Consider the following 22,393-nt stretch of genomic DNA (forward strand, 5'->3'; position numbering starts at 1 on the left):
ACTTTGGTTTCTATTATCCAGCCCGCAGGGCAGAGAGATTGGCTCTGTAGAAACCTTCATGAGCCTTTGGCACATGCATGAAACATAAAAAAATTTATACTGATATCTAAGTTTTTCATAGAAAATCCCTTAAATTAAATAGTTACACTGTGTTTTTATAGTTATTATGTCGTAAATCTTTTCTTACCGGTAGGGTCTGCCCTCCATGAGGCATAAGGTGAATTTTTGCATCCGGATTTTCTGAGAGTACTTCAGATAAGGCATCTTCTACACTTGCCATCGGAGTAAAAAATGCATCTCTTGTTTGCTCGTCTGAAAGCTTCGATACCAGATAAAGCTTAAATTTTTTTGACGTTTTTGCAATAATTGCCGTTTTGTGTCCCCCGAACTCAAAACATTTTTTGAAACGCTCGATTGCCTCATCCGGGCTTCGGCATTCTCTGTTCCAGCATTCATAGACCTGATTTCCTATTCCCTCGGCGCATTCGGCTACAAGGATAATGGAACCTCCTTCTTTCACAGCCTGGGTTGCATTGTCAAGCGCCTTATTTGCCTGAAAGAGATTGATATCTTTAGGGAAGCCTCCGCAGGAGACAATTACTGCATCTGCCGGCTCTACAGGCACCTTGTACATAGAATCCACAGCTTCCACGCCTTTCCTGTGAGCCTCGATAAAATCACCGGCAACGGCAGAGACTATCGTTTTTTTGCTGTCAAGCACCACATTCAGAATAAAATCAAGGCCGAAAATTTTTGCGGCTTCTTCCATATCCTGCCTGACAGGGCCGTCGACCCTTCCGGAAACAGCTTTTTCATCAATCATCATTTTATGGTTTGTGATAACTGTTTCTTTGGAGCTTACACCAGGCAGCACTGACTTTGCCCCACCGCTGTACCCTGCGTAATAATGAAATTCGATGCTTCCGGTCCCTATAATAACATCGGCATCCAGAATGTCTTCAAAAATCTCAATCGGGGTTCCACTGGAGGTTATGCCAATATATCTGCACCTGCGGGTATCGTGTTGGATGCAGCGAATTTTTTCGTAGATCTCTTCTCCAACCAGTTTTCGTGATTCATCTTCAGTCTGGTTTCGATGTAGCCCGAGAGCAAAGATAATAGTAATATTTTCGTCCTTTGCCCCTCCAAGATAAAGCTCATCAAGCAAAGGCGGAAGAAGCTTTGCAGTAGGAGTTGGCCGCGTAACATCACTAACTATGATTGCAACCTTTGAATCAGGGTTTACAATCTCAGAAAGCCGTCGGCTTTTTATGGGATTTTCAAGCGCTTTTTTAATCAAAGAAGTAGGATTTTCCTTTTTTTCAGGTTCTGAAGGCAGAATAATGCTGGATATATTCCTTTCCGGAATATCCAGCTCAAGTGCCATGCTTCCAAAAGCTAATGATATTGTTTGTGTTTTTGCAATCATATTTGGCACTTCACTTGACCCTTTTTTGATATTTGTTTTTATAAGTTTTTATAATTGTCTTCTTTTATTTGTTAACTATAGCTGTCCTCTTTTATAGCTGCTGGTTCCATTGTTAAACAATTATGAGAGAGTACGCTGATATAAATAAGAATTTAGAAGTGTATGGTATGCCATAAAACACCTTTAAATGGAAGCATTATGAAAGATAAATTATCTTATTAATGTAAGATGGTATTTAAAATATGCATTAAGCCATAGAAATTTAAAAGAAATGATGGCAAAAAGAAGAATAAAAGTCGACCATACAACAATTATGAGATGAGTGCATCAATATTCACTTGAAATGGAAAGGAAGATAGGAAAGCAGAATTTTGTTCATTATACATATATTTACATGCTTATTCTGAAATTTTTGCAACATAGCCCTCGCTTCTAACCTCGAGAACATATAAAAATAAAAAAACCTTTGAGGCTCAAAAAAGAGCGAATCATTGCCATACTGTTATAAAAATGAAGTTAAGGTATTGAATTTATTGTTTATGAAATAATAGTTTCGAACTCTACTAAGAAAACTTTTTTATTTATTTCAAGTTCACGCTTTAATTCATTTGCGCGTTCCTTTGAAATCCCACTCATCGGACGTTCTCCAAAATGAACATGACACCATACGATTTTTTTCAGCTGAAGATTATTTTTCTCCAATATCGCAAGGAAATTTTTATCCTGAATAGCTTGTCCAGTTACTGTAATTATGTAATAATTTCCTTTGTCTATATCAGGGAACACAGGATCAGTCCAATCTGATCTTTTTCTCAACTCATCTCTTATATCATTCTTTTCATTTTTACCTACTATTATGTAGTATCCTGGCGCGTTATATAGATTATAATCGAGCTTGTATGTGGGCAGGCTGTAGTTATCAAGAATAGTTTTCGCTTCCAGTTCAGTAGTTCCATCTCTAAATTGAATTACTAAACCAGCTACTATATCTGATTGTTTTTCACCGGCTAATGATGGCGTAAAAATTGGCAACTTTAAAAATATTCCTGCAAGTACAACGAGAACAAGAAAAATGATAAAGATAGAAATTTCTTTAGTTTTATTCATATTTATCACCCTAAAAAAATAAGGAAGTTGTCCATTTATATCAGTTCCGTTGCAAAAAAGTATAAGAGGGATATACTGAAGTAAATAAGAATTTTGGGGTGTAATGAGATTAGTACATCAATATTCACCTGAAATAGAAAAGAAGATAAGAAAGTATTTAGACCAAAGAATAATTCACGGAAGGTTGATTTTTTATTATTTTATAATAATAAGGATAAACAAGTATAAAAAGAACTATAAGATAATCTTAAAGGCCGTTCAAACCTCCATCTTTTATCCATAGTACCTTTTTACCGTTTTACAGGGAGAGTCCCTCCTCCGTTGGGCATAATGTGAATTTTAGCATTAGGATTTTCGGAAAAAATCATTTCAAGCGCTTCTTCTACGCTTTTTACTGGAATAAAGAAGGCGTTTCTGCTTTCAGTGTCCGGAAGTTTTGAGACAAGATAAAGTTTGAAGGTTTTTGCAGCTTTCCCAACAGTGGCAGCTTTGTGTCCCCCAAACTCAAAACATTTTCTGAATTTTTGTATTGCCTCATCGGGAGTTTTACATTCTGTACTCCAGCGCTCATAGACCTTATCCCCTATCCCTTCAGTGCATTCGGCCACAAGCACTATTGAGCCTCCTTTTTTTACGGCAAAAACTGCATTTTCAAGGGATTTTGTTGCCTGGAAAAGGTTAATGTCCTTTGGAAATCCTCCGCAGGAGACAATTACTGCATCCGCAGGCTCTACAGGTATTTTATACATGGAATCCACAACTTCCACGCCTTTCCTGTGAGCTTCGATGAAATCGCCGGCAACGGCAGCAACTATCTCTTTTTTGCTGTTAAGCACGACATTCAGGATAAAATCAAGTCCTGCAATCCCTGCAGATTCCTCAATGTTCTGCCTTGCCGGATTATTGGCTCTGCCTGAGAGAGGGTCACCTTCAAACAGTTTGCTATAAAAGCTATGATAAGAAAGAATGGATTTTTCCGAGCTGACTCCTGGAAGGATGGACTTTCCTCCTCCTCCATATCCCGCATAATAGTGAAATTCCAGGGCGCCTGTGCTTATGATAACATCGGAGTCTACTACTTCTTCGAAAACTTCTACAGGCGTTCCGAAACTTGTCTCTCCGAGATACCTGCATTTTTTCCTGTCGTGCTGGATGCACCTTATTTTTTCAAAGATCTCTTCTCCAACCAGTTTTCGTGATTCATCTTCAGTCTGGTTTCGATGTAGCCCGAGAGCAAAGATAATAGTGATGTTCTCATTTTTTGCTCCTCCAAGATAAAGCTCTTCAAGCAGAGGCGGAAGAAGCTTTGCAGTAGGAGTTGGCCGCGTAACATCACTAACTATGATTGCAACTTTCGAATCAGGTTTTACAATCTCAGAAAGCCGTCGGCTTTTTATGGGATTTTCAAGCGCTTTTTTAATAATGGAAGCTCCGTCTTCCTTTTTTTCAGGTTCCGAGGGCAAAATTACGCTCGAGATGTTTCTTTCAGGAATATCCAGCTCTATTTCCGTGCTTCCAAAAGCCAATGAAATCTTCTTTGTGTTTGCAGTCATGTTCATGCCGATACTTTCACTTGTTCTGTAAAATTATACGGATAAACAACTATAAAATATGCTGTAAAGGAAGTTCAAACCTGCGACTTAAATCTATTATTCATCCGTATATAAGGAAACCTGCAGTCAAAATCTACGATTCAACCTTCGATTAGGAATACAGACCCTCAACCGTAAATCAGGAATACTGGCTTCAGTTCAAAGCTCTGTCTTCTTACCTTTTTACAGGCAAGGTACAACCTCCATGAGGCATTACATGAATCTTAGCTCCGGGATTTTCGGAAAGAACTTTCTCAAGGGCTTCATCTACGCTTTTTACGGGCGTGAAGAAGGCTTTTTCGCTTTCTGCTTTCGGAAGCTTTGATATCAGGTAAAGTTTGAATTCTTTTGCAGCCCTTCCGACAATAGCAGCTTTATGCCCGCCGAACTCAAAGCAATTCTTGAATCTTTTGACTGCATCTTCAGGAGATCTGCATTCCCTGTTCCAGCACTCGTAAACTTTATTTCCTATTCCCTCGGCACATTCGGCTACAAGAATAACTGAACCTCCTCTTTTTACAGCAGAAGTGGCATTTTCAAGGGATTTCGTTGCCTGGTAAAGATTGATATCTTTTGGAAAGCCCCCACAGGAAACAACTACAGCATCCGCAGGCTCTACTGGCACCTTGTACATGGCATCAACATACTCTGTCCCTTTCCTGTGGGCTTCTATTAAATCGCCTGCGACAGCAGCAACTATCTCTTTTTTGCTGTCAAGTACAACGTTCAAGATAAAGTCAAGTCCTGCAATCCCTGCAGCTTCCTCAATATTCTTTCTTGCCGGACTGTCGGCTCTACCTGAGAGAGGGTCACCTTCAAACAGTTTGCTATAAAAGCTATGGAATGAGAGAATGGATTTTTCCGAACTTACCCCTGGAAGGATGGACTTTCCTCCTCCTCCATATCCCGCATAATAGTGAAATTCCAGGGTGCCTGTGCTTATGATAACGTCGGAGTCGACGACTTCTTCGAAAACTTCTACAGGCGTTCCGAAACTTGTCTCTCCGAGATACCTGTACCTTTTCCTATCGTGCTGGATACACCTTATTTTTTCAAAAATTTCTTCTCCTACAAGCTGGCGGCACTCTTCTTCAGTCTGTAAACGGTGAAGTCCAAGAGCAAAAACAATAGTGATGTTCTCATTTTTTGCTCCTCCAAGATAAAGTTCTTCAAGCAGAGGCTGAAGAAGCTTTGCAGTGGGAGTAGGCCGCGTAACATCACTAACTATGATTGCAACCTTTGAATCAGGGTTTACAATCTCAGAAAGCCGTCGGCTTTTTATGGGATTTTCAAGTGCTTTTTTAATAATGAAAGCCCCTTCTTCCTTTATTTTTAATTCAGAAGGTCGGATAATACTGGATATGTTTTTCTCAGATATATCAAGCTTCAAAACCCCCCTCCCAAACGCGAGTGGAATCGTTTTTACATCTGTAGTCATGGTCATTCCGATGTCATAGTATTAATTATATAAAATCATATAGGTAAACAATAGAGAATTAAGTTCTAAAAAGAATTCAAATCTATAATTAATATAACTTTTATATTATATTTAGTTTTTTATATTCTATTCGGTTTCCGCATCTTTTTTTCCTGGGGTTTCTACGAAATTTCCGGCTACAGTTGCAACGATTTATTTCCTGCCATTAATTTACATGCTATTTTAAAACTCCGCAGGCGGTACTTTTACTTATTAAGTTTATCCCTAAACCGATCTTATTTAAGAGTATAAATAAGAGTTTCAGAACTGGTTTCATAATCGCGAGATCGGTTGATTATTCAAAATTAGAGATTTAAGGAAATAATTATGAGTTTTGAGATGAGCTCGTAATATATACTTTTTTACTTCTCAAAGCGTTGAGTCCTAAAAAGTAAATATTTCCTGCACTGACTATAATTACTGCTATAATTAAAGTCATTACAAACTGCATACCACTGTTAATCTAAAAAACATCTGATGGCGTAAGTACCGAAAGGAGCCTTTTCGGTGCTTCAGAGAAGGCAGGAAAAGGATATTCATCATGGGGGAATGATTACAATGGAAAAAGAAAGGATTTCTTATCACGAATCCGTTCTGAATATGTACGAGCGAATAAAAAAAGACGGGATGACAAATGTCTGGGACCGCTACGAAGCTCAGGGTCTGGGAGGAAATCCAGACAAAAGATGTACGTTCTGTATGGGAGGGGTGCGCTGTGACCTGTGTTCCAACGGCCCCTGCCGTTCGGATGCTGTAAAAGACAAAAGGGGAGTATGCGGAATCACTGCTGATGGTATGGCAATGCGGATGATGCTTCTCAGAAATGTAATGGGAGCTTCTACTTACCACTATCATACGGATCAGACCATCAGGACTTTGAGGGAAACTGCCAGAGGCAACACTCCTTACACAATAAGGGAACCTGAAAAGTTAAGGACTTTTGCAAGTCGGCTGGGGCTCAAAACCGAAGGATCGGACTCAGAAGTTGCTCTTCGCCTTTGTGAGTTTGTAGAAAAAGAGTTTAACAGACCTGCTTACGAACCAAGCCAGATTGTTGAGCTACTTGCCCCTCCCGAAAGAAAAGAAAAGTGGAGAGCACTGGATATATTTCCAGGCGGAATCTACGGAGAGATGATGCTTTCCACAAGCTCCTGCCTGACAAATGTGGATGGATACTACGCAAGCCTTGCCTTAAAAGCCATGCGTCTGGGAATTGCAATGGGATACCAGAGCCAGATTGTAAACGAATATTGCCAGGACATCCTTTTTGGAATTCCCAGACCCCACACCATGAGAGTAGACCTCGGGGTACTTGATCCTGAGTACGTAAATGTGCTACCGAACGGGCATGAACCATTCCTCGGCTTTGCCATGGTCCAGCTTGCCCGAAAGCTGGAATGGCAGGAAAAAGCAAAAGCTGCAGGCGCAAAGGGCCTGAGGGTTATTGCCAGCATTGAAACAGGACAGGAAATGATCCAGAGGTGGGAAGAAGACAATGCTTTCTACGGATTTACCGGCAACTGGATTTCCCAGGAAGCGGTGCTTGCAAGCGGAAGCGTGGACCTCTTTGCAGCAGATATGAACTGTTCTCTTCCTGTTGCTCCTCTTTATGCCGAAAAATACAATTTTAAACTCATGCCTGTGAGTGAGCTTGTGGCCTTCGAAGGCATAGAGGAACGCCTGAACTATAATCCTGTCGAAGCCGAAAAGCAGGCAGCACAACTCCTAGATATGGCGATTGAAAATTTCAAAAAGCGAAAAAGCCTTGTTGAGCCAGTCAAGAAGCTCCCAATGAAAGAAGCGATGGTAGGCTTTTCAAACGAGAGCATCCTTGCAGCTCTGGGAGGCAGCCTTGCCCCTCTCCTTGATGCCATAAAGAGCGGAGCAATTAAAGGAGTGGTTGGAATGGTGTCCTGTACCACCTTAAGGGACTACGGGCAGGATGTACACAGCGTTGCTGTGGTAAAAGAGCTGATCAAAAGAAATATCCTTGTTCTGTCCCTTGGTTGCGGAAACGGGGCCATGCAGGTGGCAGGCCTCTGTACCCCTGAAGCCCGAGAATTTGCAGGAGACGGTCTGAAAACCGTGTGCAAAGCCCTGGGCGTCCCTCCAGTGCTCAGCTATGGAACTTGCACTGACACGGGCAGGCTTGCCGATCTGCTCGGAGCTATTTCCGGAGCCCTCGGAGGAGTTCCGGTTCCTGACCTTCCGGTTGCTGCTGCAGCCCCTGAGTACATGGAACAGAAAGCCACAATAGATGCCATCTTTGCTCTGGCCCTTGGGCTCTATACCTATGTGAACCCGGTCCCGACCGTCACAGGTGCCCCAAATCTGGTCAAGCTGCTCACAGAAGACTGTCGGGAAGTTACAGGTGGGATCCTGAATGTGGAAAAAGATGCGGTAAAAGCCGTTGATGGAATAGAACAACACATCATGGAAAAGAGAAAGAAACTGGGGATTTGAAAACCAGATATTAAAAATTAGATTTCTGAAAAGAGGAGATCTAATAAGAAGAGATCTTAAAAATTCAGATTTATCTTTCCTCTTTTACATTTTATTTTTAAATAGGGTGGACCAGAACCTGAGAAACCAAAGCTTAAGTCAAAGCTTTATAGATTCTCCGGGTTTCATGATGACGATTTTTGTATCGATTTTTGCCTCAACAGCTCTTTTGAATTCCTCAGGGTCCTGTTTTATTACATCAAAGGTGTTATAGTGCATTGGGATTACGATTTTGGGCTGAATAAGTTCTACGGCTTTTGTGGCTTCTTTTATGCCCATAGTAAATTTGTCGCCTATGGGCAGGAGGGCCAGCTCAGGTTCGTAGAGTTCACCTATGAGTTGCATGTCCCCGAAAACCCCGGTGTCTCCGGCGTGGTAGATTGAATGTCCGTTGATCAGGATAATGAATCCTGCTGGAGAGCCGCCATCGAAGCTGAAACCTGAGGCGTCAATTGAGGAGGAATGGAGTGCTTCAGTCATAGTTAGCTTTATGCCCTCTACGTTTACTGTACCGCCCTTGCCCATGCCCTCTGCAAAAACTCCTTTTGATTTGATATAGTTTGCAACCTCATGAATAGAAATTATCCGGCATCCGGTTCGTTTTCCGATTTCGATTGTATCTCCAAGGTGGTCGCGGTGCCCGTGAGTTACGGCTATTATGTCAGGATTTAATTCTTCAGGGCTGCACGGTGCCAGTGGGTTCCCTGAAATAAAAGGGTCGATCAACAATTTTTTTTCGGCTTCGAACAAAAAAGCCGAATGTCCGAGCCAGGTAATCTTTACGCCAGCCATCTTTTTGCCTCAAAGTCACTACTTTTACAGAGTGTATCAACAAAGAATTAAAACTTAATTTAACTATCAGTAATTTAACTATCAGTAATTTACTCATCAGTACTTCGCTATCAATAATTTATTTTTCTTATAACTCTCGGAAATAGTGAAATATCAATCATTGGTTGTAAATTAAAGAGAAAGGAAAGACAAAGAATTGTACTTAGGATCATATTAATATGTTTCTTCCGTCAAACAAACTGAAAATGAAAATTGGTCTGGTAGTTCACGGGCCCGAAGTGATTGATTCTGGAGAAGCGAAAAAAGTCCTTGAAAAGCTTTCTGAGAGTTTAGGGCTTCCCGTGGAAAGCCATTTGCCCCTTCGAAATTCTATGGTCCAAAATCGGTTTTTATAGAAAAATGCCCGGCAAAAGGTAAAATCAAGGTTATACGCAAACTCTCAGGCGTCTTTCCCTGAGAAAATATTCTGGTAAACGGAATCGTGATTGGAAACGCCTTTTCTTCCAAAGTAATCGTGGTCTCCGAAAATGGGTTTATTGTCACAATCGAAGGGGGAGAAATAAAAGAGCATGGGCTCGAAAAGCTTCATAATTATGAAAAAAGAGGCCCCGTTGACCTTGAAAAAGCCTGGGTAAAAAGCGGCGGCCTGAGAAGAAGCAATTTCTTTCCCCTGCAAGGCAGAAAACCGAACGTGTGCGGCAGAGGTTCTGTTTTTTCTTACAGGCCAGCAGCAGGAAGAGTCGTACTTATAGACCATCCTGCGGAAGATACTTTTGAGCTGGCTGCCAATGCCGAACTTGTAGTTACGGTAGGAGACGATATAACAGCCATAGCAGGCGACATTCTCTCTAGGCTTTGGATTCCTATTCTCGGGATTACAGACGGGGATTGTGACAGGCTCGCCTGCCGGACTGAAATCTTTCCGGGTTCTATCGTGCTCAGGCTGACTGCGGGAAATGATGATATTCTGGGTAAAAGACTGAAACAGGAACTGTTAGGGGGAGAAAATTCTGCTGTTTTAGAGGATATATACACTTTTAAAGAAGATGTTCTGAAACTTGCAGAGCCCTTGATTGAAACTGTTTTTGAATACTGATACTAAAAAAGTAGCGCATGGTTCGAAATCCAAAATTCTGACCTGTACAACATCATTCGTCACACTGTGTCGTTCTTGTCACACTCGACGCAGGAGAGCCGGCCTTTCCTCGGGTTTCTGGGTAGTCTTGTAGGAAAGTGAAGAAAATAGTTGACAAAATTACTAAATTTGTAAACTAGTTGGCATTGCAACAAAAATGGATGGGGTTTTGTATTTAATGTCTGAAGGAGCATTTTAATTAAGTTAGAGTTTTTTCAAAAGCTATCTTACTACTATATACAGCAGGACAAGACCCTCTTGCTGAGTAAGACTTACGCTTATAAGCATCTCAAATAAACTCAATTTTATTTTTTGATTCTGATTGAGTGCTCCTGTATGTAATGTGGAAATCAATTACCGATGCACATCAGTACAAGCTGTAAAAAGAGAAACGGCTTGTATAGCACCTGTTCATAGTGCATAGCATTACCTTCAGGCATCAAAAAATAAGATATAAACATATTAAAAATTTGTTTTTAATATATTTAGTACATAACAGCGAAGTCAATGAAAACACAATCACGTCTAAATCTCATATACTACAATCAAAAATTTATTTATGTGTTGAAGTACATTCAATTTATTGAGTATAAAAGTTTTGGTCATGTTCGGGGGTTATTGATCAATTACGAAAAAGAGAGCACACTCTCCATGTTTTAAAAACGGAGAGGTATTCTTGTGCTTACTTTTTTCAATAACTCACGCCCATTACCGGACTTTAATCAACCAATAAATATAGGAGAATAACATGACAGTGAAAGCAACCAAACCGGTAATAAACCCAGGTAATTGCATGAAAGCCGCATCAGAAAAAGCATCAGAACATAAACTAAAAAAGCCTGAGAAAAAAGGAAAGTAAGACATCTAAAGTATGGCTAGAGGTCACTGGCGTAAAAGATGCTGGATAATCAGTGACCTCCGCCGAATAGCCTGAAAGGAAGGTCACACCTGAATTTCGGAAAAATTTCTGGTATGAATTTTAACGTTAACCTTGCCCATTATCCAATTGTATAAATGATTTGAATTTTAAGACAGCCTCTTAGATATTTAACGGTTTAATGCCTCCGTTTTTCAGTTTAAGTGTGTGAACCCTATCAAGATTATAGAACTAAGTTTAATTTAAAAACACGCTATAAGATTAAAAATTGACTTTGGAAACCGAAAAATGGTTTCAAAGAACTCCAGCAATGGCCGAAAAAATAACTTATCACATATGGAGTTTGAAGGGGAATTATTAACGTTCAGAGTTCCTGTTCAATAACCTGGGGATACAACCGGAAATGGTATAACAGAAAAAAATGATATGAATAAATGAGAGAGTAAAACGGGCAGGAGAAATAAGTGATAACCGAAAACCTCGGGTTTCTAATTCATGTTTTCACAATTATCTTCGTTGTTGTCAACCCTATCAGCGGAGTAGTGACTTTCATTTCTTTGACCAGCAAGATGAAGAATGAAGAAAAAAATGAGATCGCAAAAAAGTCAGTCATACTTGCGTGTGTAATTGCCCTATTTTTTGCAATTGCAGGAAATATCATACTTAATCTGTTCAACATTAGCGTGGATTCGCTGCGTGTTGCAGGAGGAATCCTGCTTTTCAGCATTGCTTTTGATATGATGCATGCTAAAGTCTCAAAGGGGAGGATTACTGAAGAAGAGATTTCTCACTCTCAGGAACGAGAAGACATCTGGATCTTCCCGATAAGCCTTCCACTTCTGACAGGACCCGGTACGATCAGTACAGTGATTGTCCTGATGGGAGGAACAGAAGCAATTGTGCAAAAAATAATAATTCTTGTATCAATCATACTGACGTTCATTATCTGCTATTACATCTTCCAATTCTCAAGGGGAATTCACAAGCTGATAGGATATAATGGGATGCTGGTCTTTACAAGGCTGATGGGACTTTTGCTTGCTGCTCTCGCAGTGGATTTAACTGTTAAAGGTATAATAGATATATACCGGTTAACAATTTGAGACAGTCGGTTTTGCAGGCTGTCTCAAACCTCAACCTATTTTCTAAACCTTTTAATATCCCAGAATTGCCCCGTTTCCGGGCTTCTACACGTCATTTTGAAAGCACATATCCCGGGAAAGATATTTATGGAAATCCTGACCTTTATCATTCCCCTGCTCGCACTCTGCTACCTGAGCGAGTCTGACGAGGCTCAGAGAGTTATAATCTTGAACCGTGCCTTTTGGGTATAAGTCTCGAAAGCACGGAAAGCCTTACGGATGCCTTTGCAGCAAAGCTGAAGACTACAAGTTATATTCTTTACTCGATTTTCATATTTATTTCGCTCGCCCTTGTAGCTCTCTTGCCTTCGGTTACACTTGTAGGAATGAAACCTGAAATAGTATACCTTATCTTCCTCTATGATCTAATTTTTTCGGCTCTTGCCGCTCTCTACTCTGGATATATTTTTATGCGGAGACCGGTTGCTTTTACCCCATACAAATATCGGATTCCCATCCTGACCTTGTTGATATCAAGCAGAAGAAACGCTTTGCTTGATTCTTTCAGTTCTGGTGTTCTTCCTTATAGCCCCTATAGTATATTTCCCACTGAGGTTAGGAAATCCTGGAGGAGTAGTAGAACCGCGCCTTGGAAGGATATTTTTCGCCTACTCTCCCGCTTATTCTGGGCGTAACAGTCGGGATTTCGGTTTACCTGTACTTCTCGGCGTTCCTTAAAAGAAGATAGGAGACCGGATAAAGAAGATGAAGCAGGAATCTGCAGATTCTCTTTTTGTGCTTGGGAGGAGAATTTCGGAAGGAAAAGCCCCGGAAGAAGCTTTTGCCCATACTGCCAGGATTATGGAAGGCTCATAAATCGGGGAAGCCTTTCAGGAAATTTCAATGAACATGCTCCAGTAGAGGACAAATCTCCAAGCCGCGATTTTTAACGAAGATTTCGAAGTCTTCAGGCACATATATTCGGAAAGGATTCGAAATACAATGCTCCTTTTTACGGAAAGTGTCCACAAAAACCATGAAGCTGCAGGTGCCTCAATTATAAAGCTTGCAAACCATCTGAAAAAGCTGGGGACAGTCGAGGAACGAATCCGGCGCTCCCTTTACGGCGTTACCTCAACCATTCGCTCTACTGCTGTGATTTTTGCCCCACTTCTTCCAGAAAATTACCCTTGCCTTTTCTAAAGTTATTACGAAAATCCTGAACCAGGTAGCTGAAGGGTAAACCGAATTCCTGCTGATATGTCTGGAATGCCTGTCGAAATAGGGAAGGCGGCTTTTTCCCAATCAATTTCTCCTGACTGTTTCCTGCTTGCAACAGGGGTTTACATTGTCCTGATCAGTGCTATCTTTACCTACTTTGCAGGTTCGGTGGAATACGGAGGAGACCGGACACATTTGAAATATGACCTGGCCTGTATGCTCCCAATTTCGATTGCAATATTTGCAGTAGTGTCTACCACAACCTCAAGGATTATCTTCAGGGGTCTGGTGTGAAATAGAGAAACAGGAATTACATGAACTTCTTTGCCAATCTTGAATGCAAAGAAAAAAATCGGATGAAAATAAAAAGCAGTATCCAAAGTTTCCTTCTTCTTCATATGGCAGATTTTTCTCATTTGTCCTATGGAATGAAAGCTGGATAGTTTAGTTGGCCTATTTAGAAAATAATTCCACTTAATTGATAAATATTGAACTGATTAATAAATAATTGAAAAAACTGTATGTTTCTAAATTAAATTTCCCTACTAATTATATTGCTTGAATAATAATGATTGCACAATCCAGTTTTAACCAACATTAATGATATAGGAGGGTGAAACAATGATTGTTAGCAAAAATATTCTAATTTTGTATCCTGGCTACGGGGGGGATGCATACATCGGATTACCGATAGTAGAGCCTCAACCTGTACCTCTGTACGGCGTGGTCAGACCTTTATACGGTGTGCCCCTAAAATGAGATTAAATTAGAAATTGTGGGTTGAACTACAAAATCAAAATACAAAATCAGCAGTAAAAAAAGATCAAGAAGTCTAAAATTTACTGGTTTTAACAAACTTACTTGTTCTTTATTTTGTTTCACAAATGCATAAGTCCTGATAGGAAAAAAGGAATTAAAGAGGCTATTTGTAGGGGTGGATGCAGAGGAGCCTGTTATTTTACAACGAATTCCAAATTTGAAAACCCCTACTGCTGTTATCCTGGAAAAACAAATATAAGTAAGGACTGCTTCAAGAATAACTTCTTAAAATACCGTGAGAAAACTTAACTCTTTTTCGGCAGAACCGCAAGCCTTTTCAAAAAACTGCTTGACCGCAAGCCTTTTCAAAAAAGGCTTGATCGAAAACCACTGCAAGATCTAGAAAATCGGTAGTCGGGACGTGATCAACCGGGTCAACGGTTGCGGGTTAACGGTTGCGCTCAAGACGGCTGAATCTAGCGAGAATAATTGTTTTAACGGCTCTTCGATATCTCGAATGGATCATTTAAAAATCAATTCCTAAATTTGGATAACATTTGAACATATTTTGTGTGAAAGCCATGTTCAAGATCGATGTTTATCCATTAGGGTGGCCATGTTTTAACTGAGTAATTATTTTCAACTCACGCAAAAAACAGCGAAGAGCCTATATTTCTAAGGTGAATATCAAGATGCTGAAGTAAAAAAGTTAAGCTATTTAGATTTCCATTGGTGTAGCTTATTTTTCGTTACTGCAAAAATTTGGAAGTTTGCTCGAGAGTGTCTACCCTCGAGCGATTTTGACAAGATATTACATGGTTTTTTACATCGTTTTTTGGAAGTTTGCCAATTACATGATTTTTATAGTTTTATCTATTACATGTTTTTGGAGGTTTGCTCGACAGTATCTGCCCTCGAGCTTTGATAGATTTTTGAAACCGGGTTGTGTTTTTTTAAGTTTTATTTTTATGGCTGCCAATTTTCATTCTTCGTCAATTGCACTGACGTACCTGGGAAACAGGAGCATGTAATTTTCCTGATAAGCTTTCCCATCTTGATTAATACCAAGAGTCCATACGATCTCAGGTGTTCTTGCTATTGATTTTGTTCGAACCGTCTAATTCCTCCGAACTCCATTTCATTTTAGAATTTGCTTTTTTTCGATCTTGATGTACGTCTCCCGGGAGTGCTCAATCCCGGGATGAACGCCAGCTTATTGCATGTCTGTTTGCTCTTACATAGAGGATTGAATTTTTCCCATCTCTAACTAAACTCGAAAACTAAGTAAGGATATGGATTTGGGTAATGGATCTTAGCTTCAGAGGTAATGTAAATTAAAAATAAGGGAATATGCATTCAGGTAGAATTCATTAAAAAACTGTCAAGAGACCTGCTGAGGTTTGCCGATTTCGGCAGAAATAGATAGATATAAAGGTTCCTGTCTAGAGGAGGAGAAAGCCTAATCTCGTGAAAATGAGGTGTGGACATAATTTGAGTTGTGTTCTCAGTTTGTCCTTCTATTTTTCATCTTTCCTACACCTGTTTTTCATATTTACTCATATATCAGGGTAAATTCATCCTTTTTTATTTTCATTTTTGGTATTATTTTTCTAAACATATCATAGCTTTATATTGGATTGTAAGGCTTTTTAATAATAATATTTCAAAACTTATTAAATATTCTTATTTAATCCAGACACTAGAAACTGAAGAATTTACAAATTCATCAATCCGTACGAAAAACACATATCGTATTCGTTTGTCAATTCAGAAAACGGTTTTAGCCCTTACTTTTTGTAATAAATATCCAATTTTTTGTTTCTTTATGGAAAATTAAGTACAAATTGCTCGGGACGAAAAGTACCTTTCTATGGCATTTATCCAAAAAAGCGTATGAACTCCGGCATAAAAAAATTATTTTCTAAAGATAAATACCTATTTATAAATGGGCCTCCAAGTTTGCTTGATGAGCTTATCCCATAAATCAAAGTTTAATCTTTGAATTTAGTCCTTCAGTAACCGATTGAGATTCTTATCGTGAAAGATCAAAACTGAAAATTTATGATAATAGGAATGAAATCGGGTTTGGGATAGGCTCGAAATAGAATACTAATCAAGGTGTCAGTATGTCCGAAAAGCATTCTAATTCTCATTCTCAGGAAAAGGAGGGTGGTTCCGAACTGCCGTATGAGAATATTCAAAAAAATGGACTTTTCAATTTTCTCCGTCGTTTTCACGCTCATTCTCATGACCACTCCTGTACTCATTCCCACGCACACTCCCATGGGCACAGCCACACTCATGGCACCGTGGACCCTTCCATACTTGCTACTAACAAAGGGCTCTGGGCAGTAAAATGGTCGTTTATCGGGCTGATGATCACAGCCATTCTGCAGATTTTCATCGTTTTTATCTCGGGAAGTGTTGCCCTTCTTGCTGATACCATCCACAACTTCGGGGACGCATCAACTGCAATTCCTCTTGCAATAGCTTTTTCCCTGGCCAGAAGAAAACCAAACAAACGCTTTTCCTACGGATACGGCAGGGTAGAGGATCTTGCAGGTATAATCATAGTTTTCCTGATCCTTTTCAGTGCTGCTGTTGCGGGTTATGAGTCTGTGAACCGCTTCTTAAACCCTCAGCCTGTAGGACATTTACAGGCTGTAGCTGTTGCCGCAATTATAGGCTGCATAGGAAATGAAGTTGTGGTCCAGTTCCGGATGAAAGTCGGAAAGGAAATAGGGAGTGCAGCTCTTATTGCTGATGGATATCATGCCCGAGTGGACGGTTTTACCAGCCTTGCGGTCCTTATCGGAGCCATTGGCATTTGGCTTGGGTATCCTATCATTGACCCTCTCATTGGAATGTTAATCACAATCAGCATCCTCAAAATAGTCCTTGATTCGAGCAAGCTTGTATTTACCCGCCTTCTTGACGGCGTTGAGCCAGAAATCATCGATAAAGTAAAGAACATTACTGAAAGTGTCGATGGGGTATGTGAAGTTACGGACCTTAGAGTCCGCTGGATAGGACATCGGCTCCATGCAGAGATCAATGCTTCCGTTGCTACTTCTCTTTCGGTTGGAGAAGGACATGAAATCGCTAATGCAATAAGGGAAAAACTTCTTGAAAACTTCTCTTACCTTTCCGGCACCACTATCCATGTGGACCCCTTCACAGCCTCAGGAGAACACTGCCACTACGGATCTGAGAACCCGGAAATATTACATGGAAAACAAAAGCAGGTTTTGAATACTTGTTCTCAATGAGATCCTATGAAATTTTAGTTTTGGTTGGCACTTTATTGTAACAACCTTATCGTTCTAAGGGTCTGCCTTAATTTCATCATAAGGTTCCGGTAAACTTGCCGGGACCTCAGGTTATTTTCAAGTAAAAAATCATTAATTTCCTAAAAATACTTTTTTTTGCCCTTTATCTCAATCGATTGGGTGTAGCGAAAGTTCTGTAAAATCGTAAATCTCAAAAGGTCGCTGAATCAAATGTGAGACGGTATCCATAAATTTAACTTTGAATTTACAGAAAATTGGTCTACTGCCGGTACGTCTGATTACTAACTGATGGAAAGAGGAAAAAAGTAGTCAATCACTAGAGGAAAAAGTAGTCAATCACTAACACTCTAAGAAAATCGATTCGTATAAGTTTGTCTATTGAATTTTATGAAGATCGCTGTTGATGTTGTTTTACCCAATCTGAATAATTACTATAATTTTGAAGAATAAATCCCCCACTCTTTTTACTTAAACTCCAATTTTTCAATTTAAGGGTTTATTTGTTTTCAGAGTACATGCCAGGTCTTGTGTTCGTTGTCACCTTTATGAAATTTGTCTTCGTTAGAGTACTGGTGCCTGCCACATTGGTTACTGTAAGTGTAACCTTATAACTTCCTTCCTGTAAATACTCATGTTTTGGATTCTGTTCTGTCGAATATGCTCCGTCTCCAAAACTCCATTTCCATGCAGTAGGAATTCCTGCACTCTTGTCAGTAAAGGCAACCGTTAGTGGTGCTTTTCCAGAGGTAGGTTTTGCGGAAAATGAAGCAACCGGCTTTGTTACTACTTTTATATAGTCTGTTTTTGTTACCGTGTTACTGCCTTCAGCATTTGTTGCTGTAAGTTTAACAGTATAACTCCCTACTTTGCAATACTTATGGGTTGGATTCTGCTTGGTTGAAGATGTCCCGTCTCCAAAACTCCATTTCCAGGAAGTTGGCGATCCTGTGCTCTTGTCAGTAAAAGCAACTGTCAATGGGGCTTTTCCTTCGGTAGGGTCTGCAGAAAATTCAGCAACCGGTAAAATATTATTATTAAAACTAAAGTCATCAATGACATAGTAATTGGGAACACCATTAATGACTATACTTGAGATTCCTGACGGACTGCTTACATTAAGATTATACATTATTGGGCCGTGGTTACTACCATCAGTGTCTGAGATGCCAGTTTTAGTCTCAATTAAATTACCATTTGCGTCATACGCATCAAGATATATGTTTTCTTTTGACCAGTAATAAACTTCAACGTCAGAAACCGGATTGGTAAAACTGGCCTGAATTCTACCATCATTAAAACTGCCTGCAACATTTATTCCTGATCGTGGTGGATATCCTCCAACGTTTAAACTCTGACCGGCTGTTAAAATTTGTGGATCCCCTGAAAAAATCACACCTAGGTCTCTGTACTGATCGGAAATGACCGTCCACTCGGGTAAATTTTCAAAATCAATTGTAGTAATGTCAGAGAAGAATATTGGATCCGATGAAAACTTCACACCTTGATTTTCGCGCTGATTACTAGCAAGTTCACTAGGTAATGCCGCAGAATCACTTGTAGTATCTGTAGATGCCATAACAGGAAGAACTGATACCAACAAGAGAACGAAAACTGTTAGTAAAATCAATATTGGCGAATTTTTATTCATATTACACCTCAAAATAATTATATTGTAATTTTTATTACTATGAAGTTTTTAATAAACTAAATTTGCTTTATTTGTAATTCGGTTAAGTTATTCGTTAACCTAAAAATGGCTACTCAAATCAACAGAACACATCGATTTTCAAAATTTAGGTTTACGTAAATCGCTAGAAAATAACACATTATTTGCGTTTTGTATTTGGAAAATCGATGCTTTCTGTTTTCACCGAATACGGAAGAAAGCACGTTTTATTCTTATCCCCGTTTTTGCAGTATATTATAACACATATGAATATATAACATTTTGTAAATATATATACCATATAAAACTATGTTTAAGAAGTTATACAACCGTTTATAAATACTTATATAAAAAGCTCCGTTGCAAAAATAATATTTCCTCAGTTTGATATTATAATTTTTGTCTTTATGTATCGTTTTTGCTTGAATGAAAATGTTTAACTTTCCGAATTGTGATGACTTTTAATGATTTTGTGAAGAAGCCAGATTTTTTGCACCACAACTGGAAATACCATATTAATTTATTAATCAACATTATAATTAATTTGTCAACCAATATAATAGAATTATTTAAATACCTATAAGAATTTGTAGCCGTTATAATTCGTTGTTGGATTACTTCGTTGGTTTGTCTACTCATTTCACAACAGATCTTAGGAATCTAAAATATGAAAATATTTTCCGCTATCATTCTATTTGTGTTACTGTCACCTGGAATAGTTGGAGCAGCAAACCAAAATGATATTAACCAAGAGCTTCAGCAGGGAGGTAGAATTCACCTTCCTGCTGGAATTTATGTTTTGACAGACTCAATAATTCTTCAATCTAATACCATTCTAGAAGGTGAATCTGGGACTGTAATCACAATTCCAGATCACGCTGGATGGCCTGCATGGAAACCATTAATTTCAGGAAATCGTGTTCAAAATGTCACAATTCGAAATTTAGAGATTAATGCGAACAGTAACGGAAATTCAGAAACTCCGCATGGTGCAGGTTTTTATAACTGCATGCATGTGGTCGATTGCGATAATTTACAGGTTTATAACTGCACTTTTCATGATAGTCTGGGAGATGGCTTGAGAACTAAAAGAAGTAAAAACATTAAATTTTATAATAATCTTGTTTACAGACTCGGACATGAAGGCTTCTTTGGCATTGAGAGTCAGTATATTGAATGTTTCAATAATCGAATAACTACAAGAACAAACAGTGGTCTCAGGATCTGGAACTCTGCAAATGTCAGCTTCCATGACAATGTTATAGATGCGCAATTGGATGCTGGTGGGGGTGATTCTGGCATCCAGATCGAAGATTCCAAAGGCACTGTAGGTAACGTGGAGATTTATAATAATGTCCTTAATAGAACATGGGGAAAAGGTATTTGGTTAACTGCCTATGATGCAGGAGTCTCAAACATTCAGAAGGTTTTGATTCATCACAATTTGTTCTATGAAATAGGACTGAGTTATAATATTCCATCTACAGGAGGCATAGTCAATGATGGATTCAAGGGTACTCAGATTTATAACAATGTTTTTGATGGAATGAGAAATAACGCCTTTAGAAATCAAGCTGGAGGACAAGGTACAATAATAAAAGACAATGTTTTCACAAATACAATTCAACATACTGCAATTTCTCAGACTGGAACAGGCTATGCGATTGCTGATCTTGTAGGAGCAAACCTTTCTGTAACTAACAATTGTTTTTACAATAATGAAAATGGGGATGTGTATCAAACAAGTTCTTTTAATGCCGATTTTGCAGATCCTAAAACTCATCAGACTTCTTCAGGTTGGACCTGGACAGGCTCAACATGGACATGTAAGTTTGTAAAACCAATGGAATTAGGCTCTCTTCCACTTACTACAACCCTCAGGTTACGACTAATGGCAATAATATACAGAGTATATTGTATTATAAATTCATTTTAAAATTCTTTCTATATCAAGGTCGGTGAATAATTCCTCATTTTAGCCGATTAAAATTCCCCAATTTCCAATCCTCGAGAAACAAATTCATGAAAAATTGAGTAAACTTTATATCAAAAAGTGGGGAAAATTAATCCGGTCAAAATGGGGAAAAGTAAACCGGCCTTGACAATGGTTGGTTGTCGGTCATAAACAGCGTATTTCTATAGTTACCGAGAATGACTTAAATAAGAATAGATTAGGCATATGGGAAAAAATAAGATGTATTTCATTAGAAGAAAATGATAAAAGAAATGCATCATTTCCAACTTCATGGAAAAATTTATGTAGTTTACAATGATTTTAGAATATTGATTATTATGACAGACAAAGTCGGATATGTTTCCCTCCATAACGGAGGCGGGTTCGTTGTCAAAATGGAGTTTAAATACACAACTGACAATGTGAATTGGAAGACCTCAAACAAAACAGGAGATATCACACTCGGCAAAACGAAAAAAGTTGACCCTGGGGATTTAGGCGTTCCAAATGGTTCGATCATTATATTGAAAGCAATTGTTGTTGCGGGCAAAGACAATGAAGCTCAGCAGCAATTTATATACGAGAAAGGCAACTCGCAAACTGCAGCATACACAATAACGGGAACCACGTTGAGTAATACGCTTGGTTTAATTGGAATCCAACAACAAGTTGCCCATTAATCTAAGGAAATTAGGATTAGTTCTGAAGGTAGCTATTTTTGAGTTCCATGACGAAAACAGAATAGTATCCTGTCTTTTTTCATGCTAATTCTTTTACCTAAAAGCCCAAAATGGCTACTTTTACTTTTAATATTGTGCATCGGTGTTTTTCTTTGGCAGTGTGCCAATTTTTCTGTAAAATTACTTCTTATACAGTTTCTTATAAAAAACGCACTCGGAATAGACTCCATGAAATCCTCTGAAAAACAGTGCTTTTTCCCTAAAACTATTGAATTATATGGCTGCCTGGAAACTTGCCGTTTTCAATCTAGATAATGGTTATCTAGTTTCATATTTTATTATAGTTTATCACATTAGAAACATAATATATTTATTACATTAATTAAATATATCAAATGAGGTCGATCAATGATAGGCTTAAGTGAAATTCTAGCGATCTTTATAGTACTCGGATTTTGGATTTCCATAATTGTACTAGCTTGCCTGGGAATTAAATACATTATTAATCAGAAAAAGACATGCGGATATGAAGAAAAGTCTGCATTGGATATAGCAAAAGAAAGATATGCTAAAGGTGAAATTACAAAAGAGGAATTTGAAGAAATGAAAAAGACTCTGATTTCGAAATAGTAACCTTAAAAGTCTTTTTTGGAATTTCTGGTGAAGAATGGGACTTACGCTTTAGTATTTTTTACATAGATTATAGCAACTTTTGGGTATTTTGTTGTTATAATATTTCTTGAAAGCAGCTACAAAGACTCCAACAAACGCATTATTTTTTCCTTAAAACTACTCGATAGACAGTCTCCTCTCTGTGTTTTTAATATTTT

16 protein-coding genes and 1 pseudogene are annotated in these 22,393 nt (G+C 38.8%); 11 read left to right on the forward strand and 6 right to left on the reverse strand.

All coding sequences use genetic code 11. The annotated features are described in order from the left end of the window. Positions 1–142 precede the first annotated feature (142 nt). From larA (BP621_RS15970) to larA (BP621_RS15990), 4 genes are all read right to left on the reverse strand, one after another. Positions 143–1,429 (reverse strand): nickel-dependent lactate racemase, encoded by a 1,287-nt coding sequence (larA, locus tag BP621_RS15970; RefSeq protein WP_292391639.1) that lies wholly within the window; start codon positions 1,427–1,429, stop codon positions 143–145. 537 nt (positions 1,430–1,966) lie between these two features. Then, positions 1,967–2,536 carry a UPF0228 family protein gene (locus BP621_RS15980; RefSeq protein ID WP_292391640.1) on the reverse strand — a complete coding sequence of 190 codons (570 nt, stop codon included), beginning with the start codon at positions 2,534–2,536 and terminating at the stop codon, positions 1,967–1,969. A 290-nt stretch (positions 2,537–2,826) separates the two neighbouring features. Continuing rightward, positions 2,827–4,089: a nickel-dependent lactate racemase gene (larA, locus tag BP621_RS15985; protein WP_292391642.1), complete on the reverse strand. Its 1,263-nt coding sequence runs from the start codon at positions 4,087–4,089 to the stop codon at positions 2,827–2,829. 214 nt (positions 4,090–4,303) lie between these two features. After that, entirely contained in the window at positions 4,304–5,572 is a 1,269-nt protein-coding gene (larA, locus tag BP621_RS15990) for a nickel-dependent lactate racemase (protein WP_349682091.1), read from the reverse strand. A 591-nt stretch (positions 5,573–6,163) separates the two neighbouring features. Here larA (BP621_RS15990) and cooS point away from each other — a divergent pair. Next, positions 6,164–8,068, forward strand: a complete 1,905-nt coding sequence (gene cooS, locus BP621_RS15995; protein WP_292391700.1) for an anaerobic carbon-monoxide dehydrogenase catalytic subunit — start codon at positions 6,164–6,166, stop codon at positions 8,066–8,068. A 138-nt stretch (positions 8,069–8,206) separates the two neighbouring features. Here cooS and BP621_RS16000 read toward each other — a convergent pair whose 3' ends face one another. Next, positions 8,207–8,899 carry a metal-dependent hydrolase gene (locus tag BP621_RS16000; RefSeq protein ID WP_292391643.1) on the reverse strand — a complete coding sequence of 231 codons (693 nt, stop codon included), beginning with the start codon at positions 8,897–8,899 and terminating at the stop codon, positions 8,207–8,209. 245 nt (positions 8,900–9,144) lie between these two features. On the opposite strand from BP621_RS16000, the gene BP621_RS16005 reads away from it, so the two are divergent. The 7 genes from BP621_RS16005 to BP621_RS16035 all read left to right on the forward strand — a co-directional run bounded on the left by BP621_RS16005 (position 9,145) and on the right by BP621_RS16035 (position 17,242). After that, positions 9,145–9,294, forward strand: coding sequence for a DUF2117 domain-containing protein (locus tag BP621_RS16005; RefSeq protein WP_292391644.1), 150 nt, complete (start codon positions 9,145–9,147; stop codon positions 9,292–9,294). Positions 9,295–9,380: 86 nt separating this feature from the next. After that, on the forward strand, positions 9,381–9,995 hold the full coding sequence (locus BP621_RS16010; protein ID WP_292391646.1) for a DUF2117 domain-containing protein: 615 nt from the start codon (positions 9,381–9,383) through the stop codon (positions 9,993–9,995). A 1,380-nt stretch (positions 9,996–11,375) separates the two neighbouring features. Beyond that, positions 11,376–12,014: a MarC family protein gene (locus tag BP621_RS16015; RefSeq protein WP_292391647.1), complete on the forward strand. Its 639-nt coding sequence runs from the start codon at positions 11,376–11,378 to the stop codon at positions 12,012–12,014. Positions 12,015–12,235: 221 nt separating this feature from the next. Then, a complete protein-coding gene (locus BP621_RS16020; RefSeq protein WP_292391650.1) occupies positions 12,236–12,688 on the forward strand; it encodes a hypothetical protein in 453 nt (150 codons plus the stop codon). A gap of 307 nt (positions 12,689–12,995) precedes the next feature. Further along, positions 12,996–13,196, forward strand: a complete 201-nt coding sequence (locus BP621_RS16025; protein WP_292391652.1) for a hypothetical protein — start codon at positions 12,996–12,998, stop codon at positions 13,194–13,196. A 57-nt stretch (positions 13,197–13,253) separates the two neighbouring features. Beyond that, positions 13,254–13,508 (forward strand): hypothetical protein, encoded by a 255-nt coding sequence (locus tag BP621_RS16030; protein ID WP_292391654.1) that lies wholly within the window; start codon positions 13,254–13,256, stop codon positions 13,506–13,508. A 2,591-nt stretch (positions 13,509–16,099) separates the two neighbouring features. Then, on the forward strand, positions 16,100–17,242 hold the full coding sequence (locus tag BP621_RS16035) for a cation diffusion facilitator family transporter (RefSeq protein WP_292391656.1): 1,143 nt from the start codon (positions 16,100–16,102) through the stop codon (positions 17,240–17,242). A gap of 517 nt (positions 17,243–17,759) precedes the next feature. Here BP621_RS16035 and BP621_RS16040 read toward each other — a convergent pair. Beyond that, a pseudogene (locus BP621_RS16040) lies at positions 17,760–18,284 on the reverse strand (PKD domain-containing protein); the annotation flags it as partial. A 1,312-nt stretch (positions 18,285–19,596) separates the two neighbouring features. On the opposite strand from BP621_RS16040, the gene BP621_RS16045 reads away from it, so the two are divergent. The 3 genes from BP621_RS16045 (at position 19,597) to BP621_RS16055 (ending at position 22,193) form a co-directional block, all read left to right on the forward strand. Continuing rightward, the gene (locus BP621_RS16045; protein WP_292391657.1) at positions 19,597–20,865 is read left to right on the forward strand and encodes a right-handed parallel beta-helix repeat-containing protein; all 1,269 of its coding nucleotides are present in this window, start codon (positions 19,597–19,599) and stop codon (positions 20,863–20,865) included. Positions 20,866–21,143: 278 nt separating this feature from the next. Continuing rightward, entirely contained in the window at positions 21,144–21,563 is a 420-nt protein-coding gene (locus BP621_RS16050; RefSeq protein ID WP_292391659.1) for a hypothetical protein, read from the forward strand. A gap of 408 nt (positions 21,564–21,971) precedes the next feature. Beyond that, positions 21,972–22,193 (forward strand): SHOCT domain-containing protein, encoded by a 222-nt coding sequence (locus BP621_RS16055; protein WP_292391661.1) that lies wholly within the window; start codon positions 21,972–21,974, stop codon positions 22,191–22,193. Positions 22,194–22,393: the final 200 nt, after the last annotated feature.

Origin of the sequence: Methanosarcina sp. UBA5, from assembly GCF_002505485.1 — an archaeon.
Taxonomy (GTDB): domain Archaea; phylum Halobacteriota; class Methanosarcinia; order Methanosarcinales; family Methanosarcinaceae; genus Methanosarcina.

What these genes read in the sequence shown, in the direction of transcription:
- BP621_RS16025 (WP_292391652.1), top strand. Translation starts at nt 12,996, where the DNA reads ATGCTCCTTTTTACGGAAAGTGTCCACAAAAACCATGAAGCTGCAGGT.
- larA (WP_292391639.1), bottom strand. Translation starts at nt 1,429, where the DNA reads ATGATTGCAAAAACACAAACAATATCATTAGCTTTTGGAAGCATGGCA.
- BP621_RS16035 (WP_292391656.1), top strand. Translation starts at nt 16,100, where the DNA reads ATGTCCGAAAAGCATTCTAATTCTCATTCTCAGGAAAAGGAGGGTGGT.
- BP621_RS16045 (WP_292391657.1), top strand. Translation starts at nt 19,597, where the DNA reads ATGAAAATATTTTCCGCTATCATTCTATTTGTGTTACTGTCACCTGGA.
- cooS (WP_292391700.1), top strand. Translation starts at nt 6,164, where the DNA reads ATGGAAAAAGAAAGGATTTCTTATCACGAATCCGTTCTGAATATGTAC.
- BP621_RS15980 (WP_292391640.1), bottom strand. Translation starts at nt 2,536, where the DNA reads ATGAATAAAACTAAAGAAATTTCTATCTTTATCATTTTTCTTGTTCTC.
- larA (WP_292391642.1), bottom strand. Translation starts at nt 4,089, where the DNA reads ATGACTGCAAACACAAAGAAGATTTCATTGGCTTTTGGAAGCACGGAA.
- BP621_RS16000 (WP_292391643.1), bottom strand. Translation starts at nt 8,899, where the DNA reads ATGGCTGGCGTAAAGATTACCTGGCTCGGACATTCGGCTTTTTTGTTC.
- larA (WP_349682091.1), bottom strand. Translation starts at nt 5,572, where the DNA reads ATGACCATGACTACAGATGTAAAAACGATTCCACTCGCGTTTGGGAGG.
- BP621_RS16005 (WP_292391644.1), top strand. Translation starts at nt 9,145, where the DNA reads ATGAAAATTGGTCTGGTAGTTCACGGGCCCGAAGTGATTGATTCTGGA.
- BP621_RS16055 (WP_292391661.1), top strand. Translation starts at nt 21,972, where the DNA reads ATGATAGGCTTAAGTGAAATTCTAGCGATCTTTATAGTACTCGGATTT.
- BP621_RS16050 (WP_292391659.1), top strand. Translation starts at nt 21,144, where the DNA reads ATGATAAAAGAAATGCATCATTTCCAACTTCATGGAAAAATTTATGTA.
- BP621_RS16030 (WP_292391654.1), top strand. Translation starts at nt 13,254, where the DNA reads ATGTCTGGAATGCCTGTCGAAATAGGGAAGGCGGCTTTTTCCCAATCA.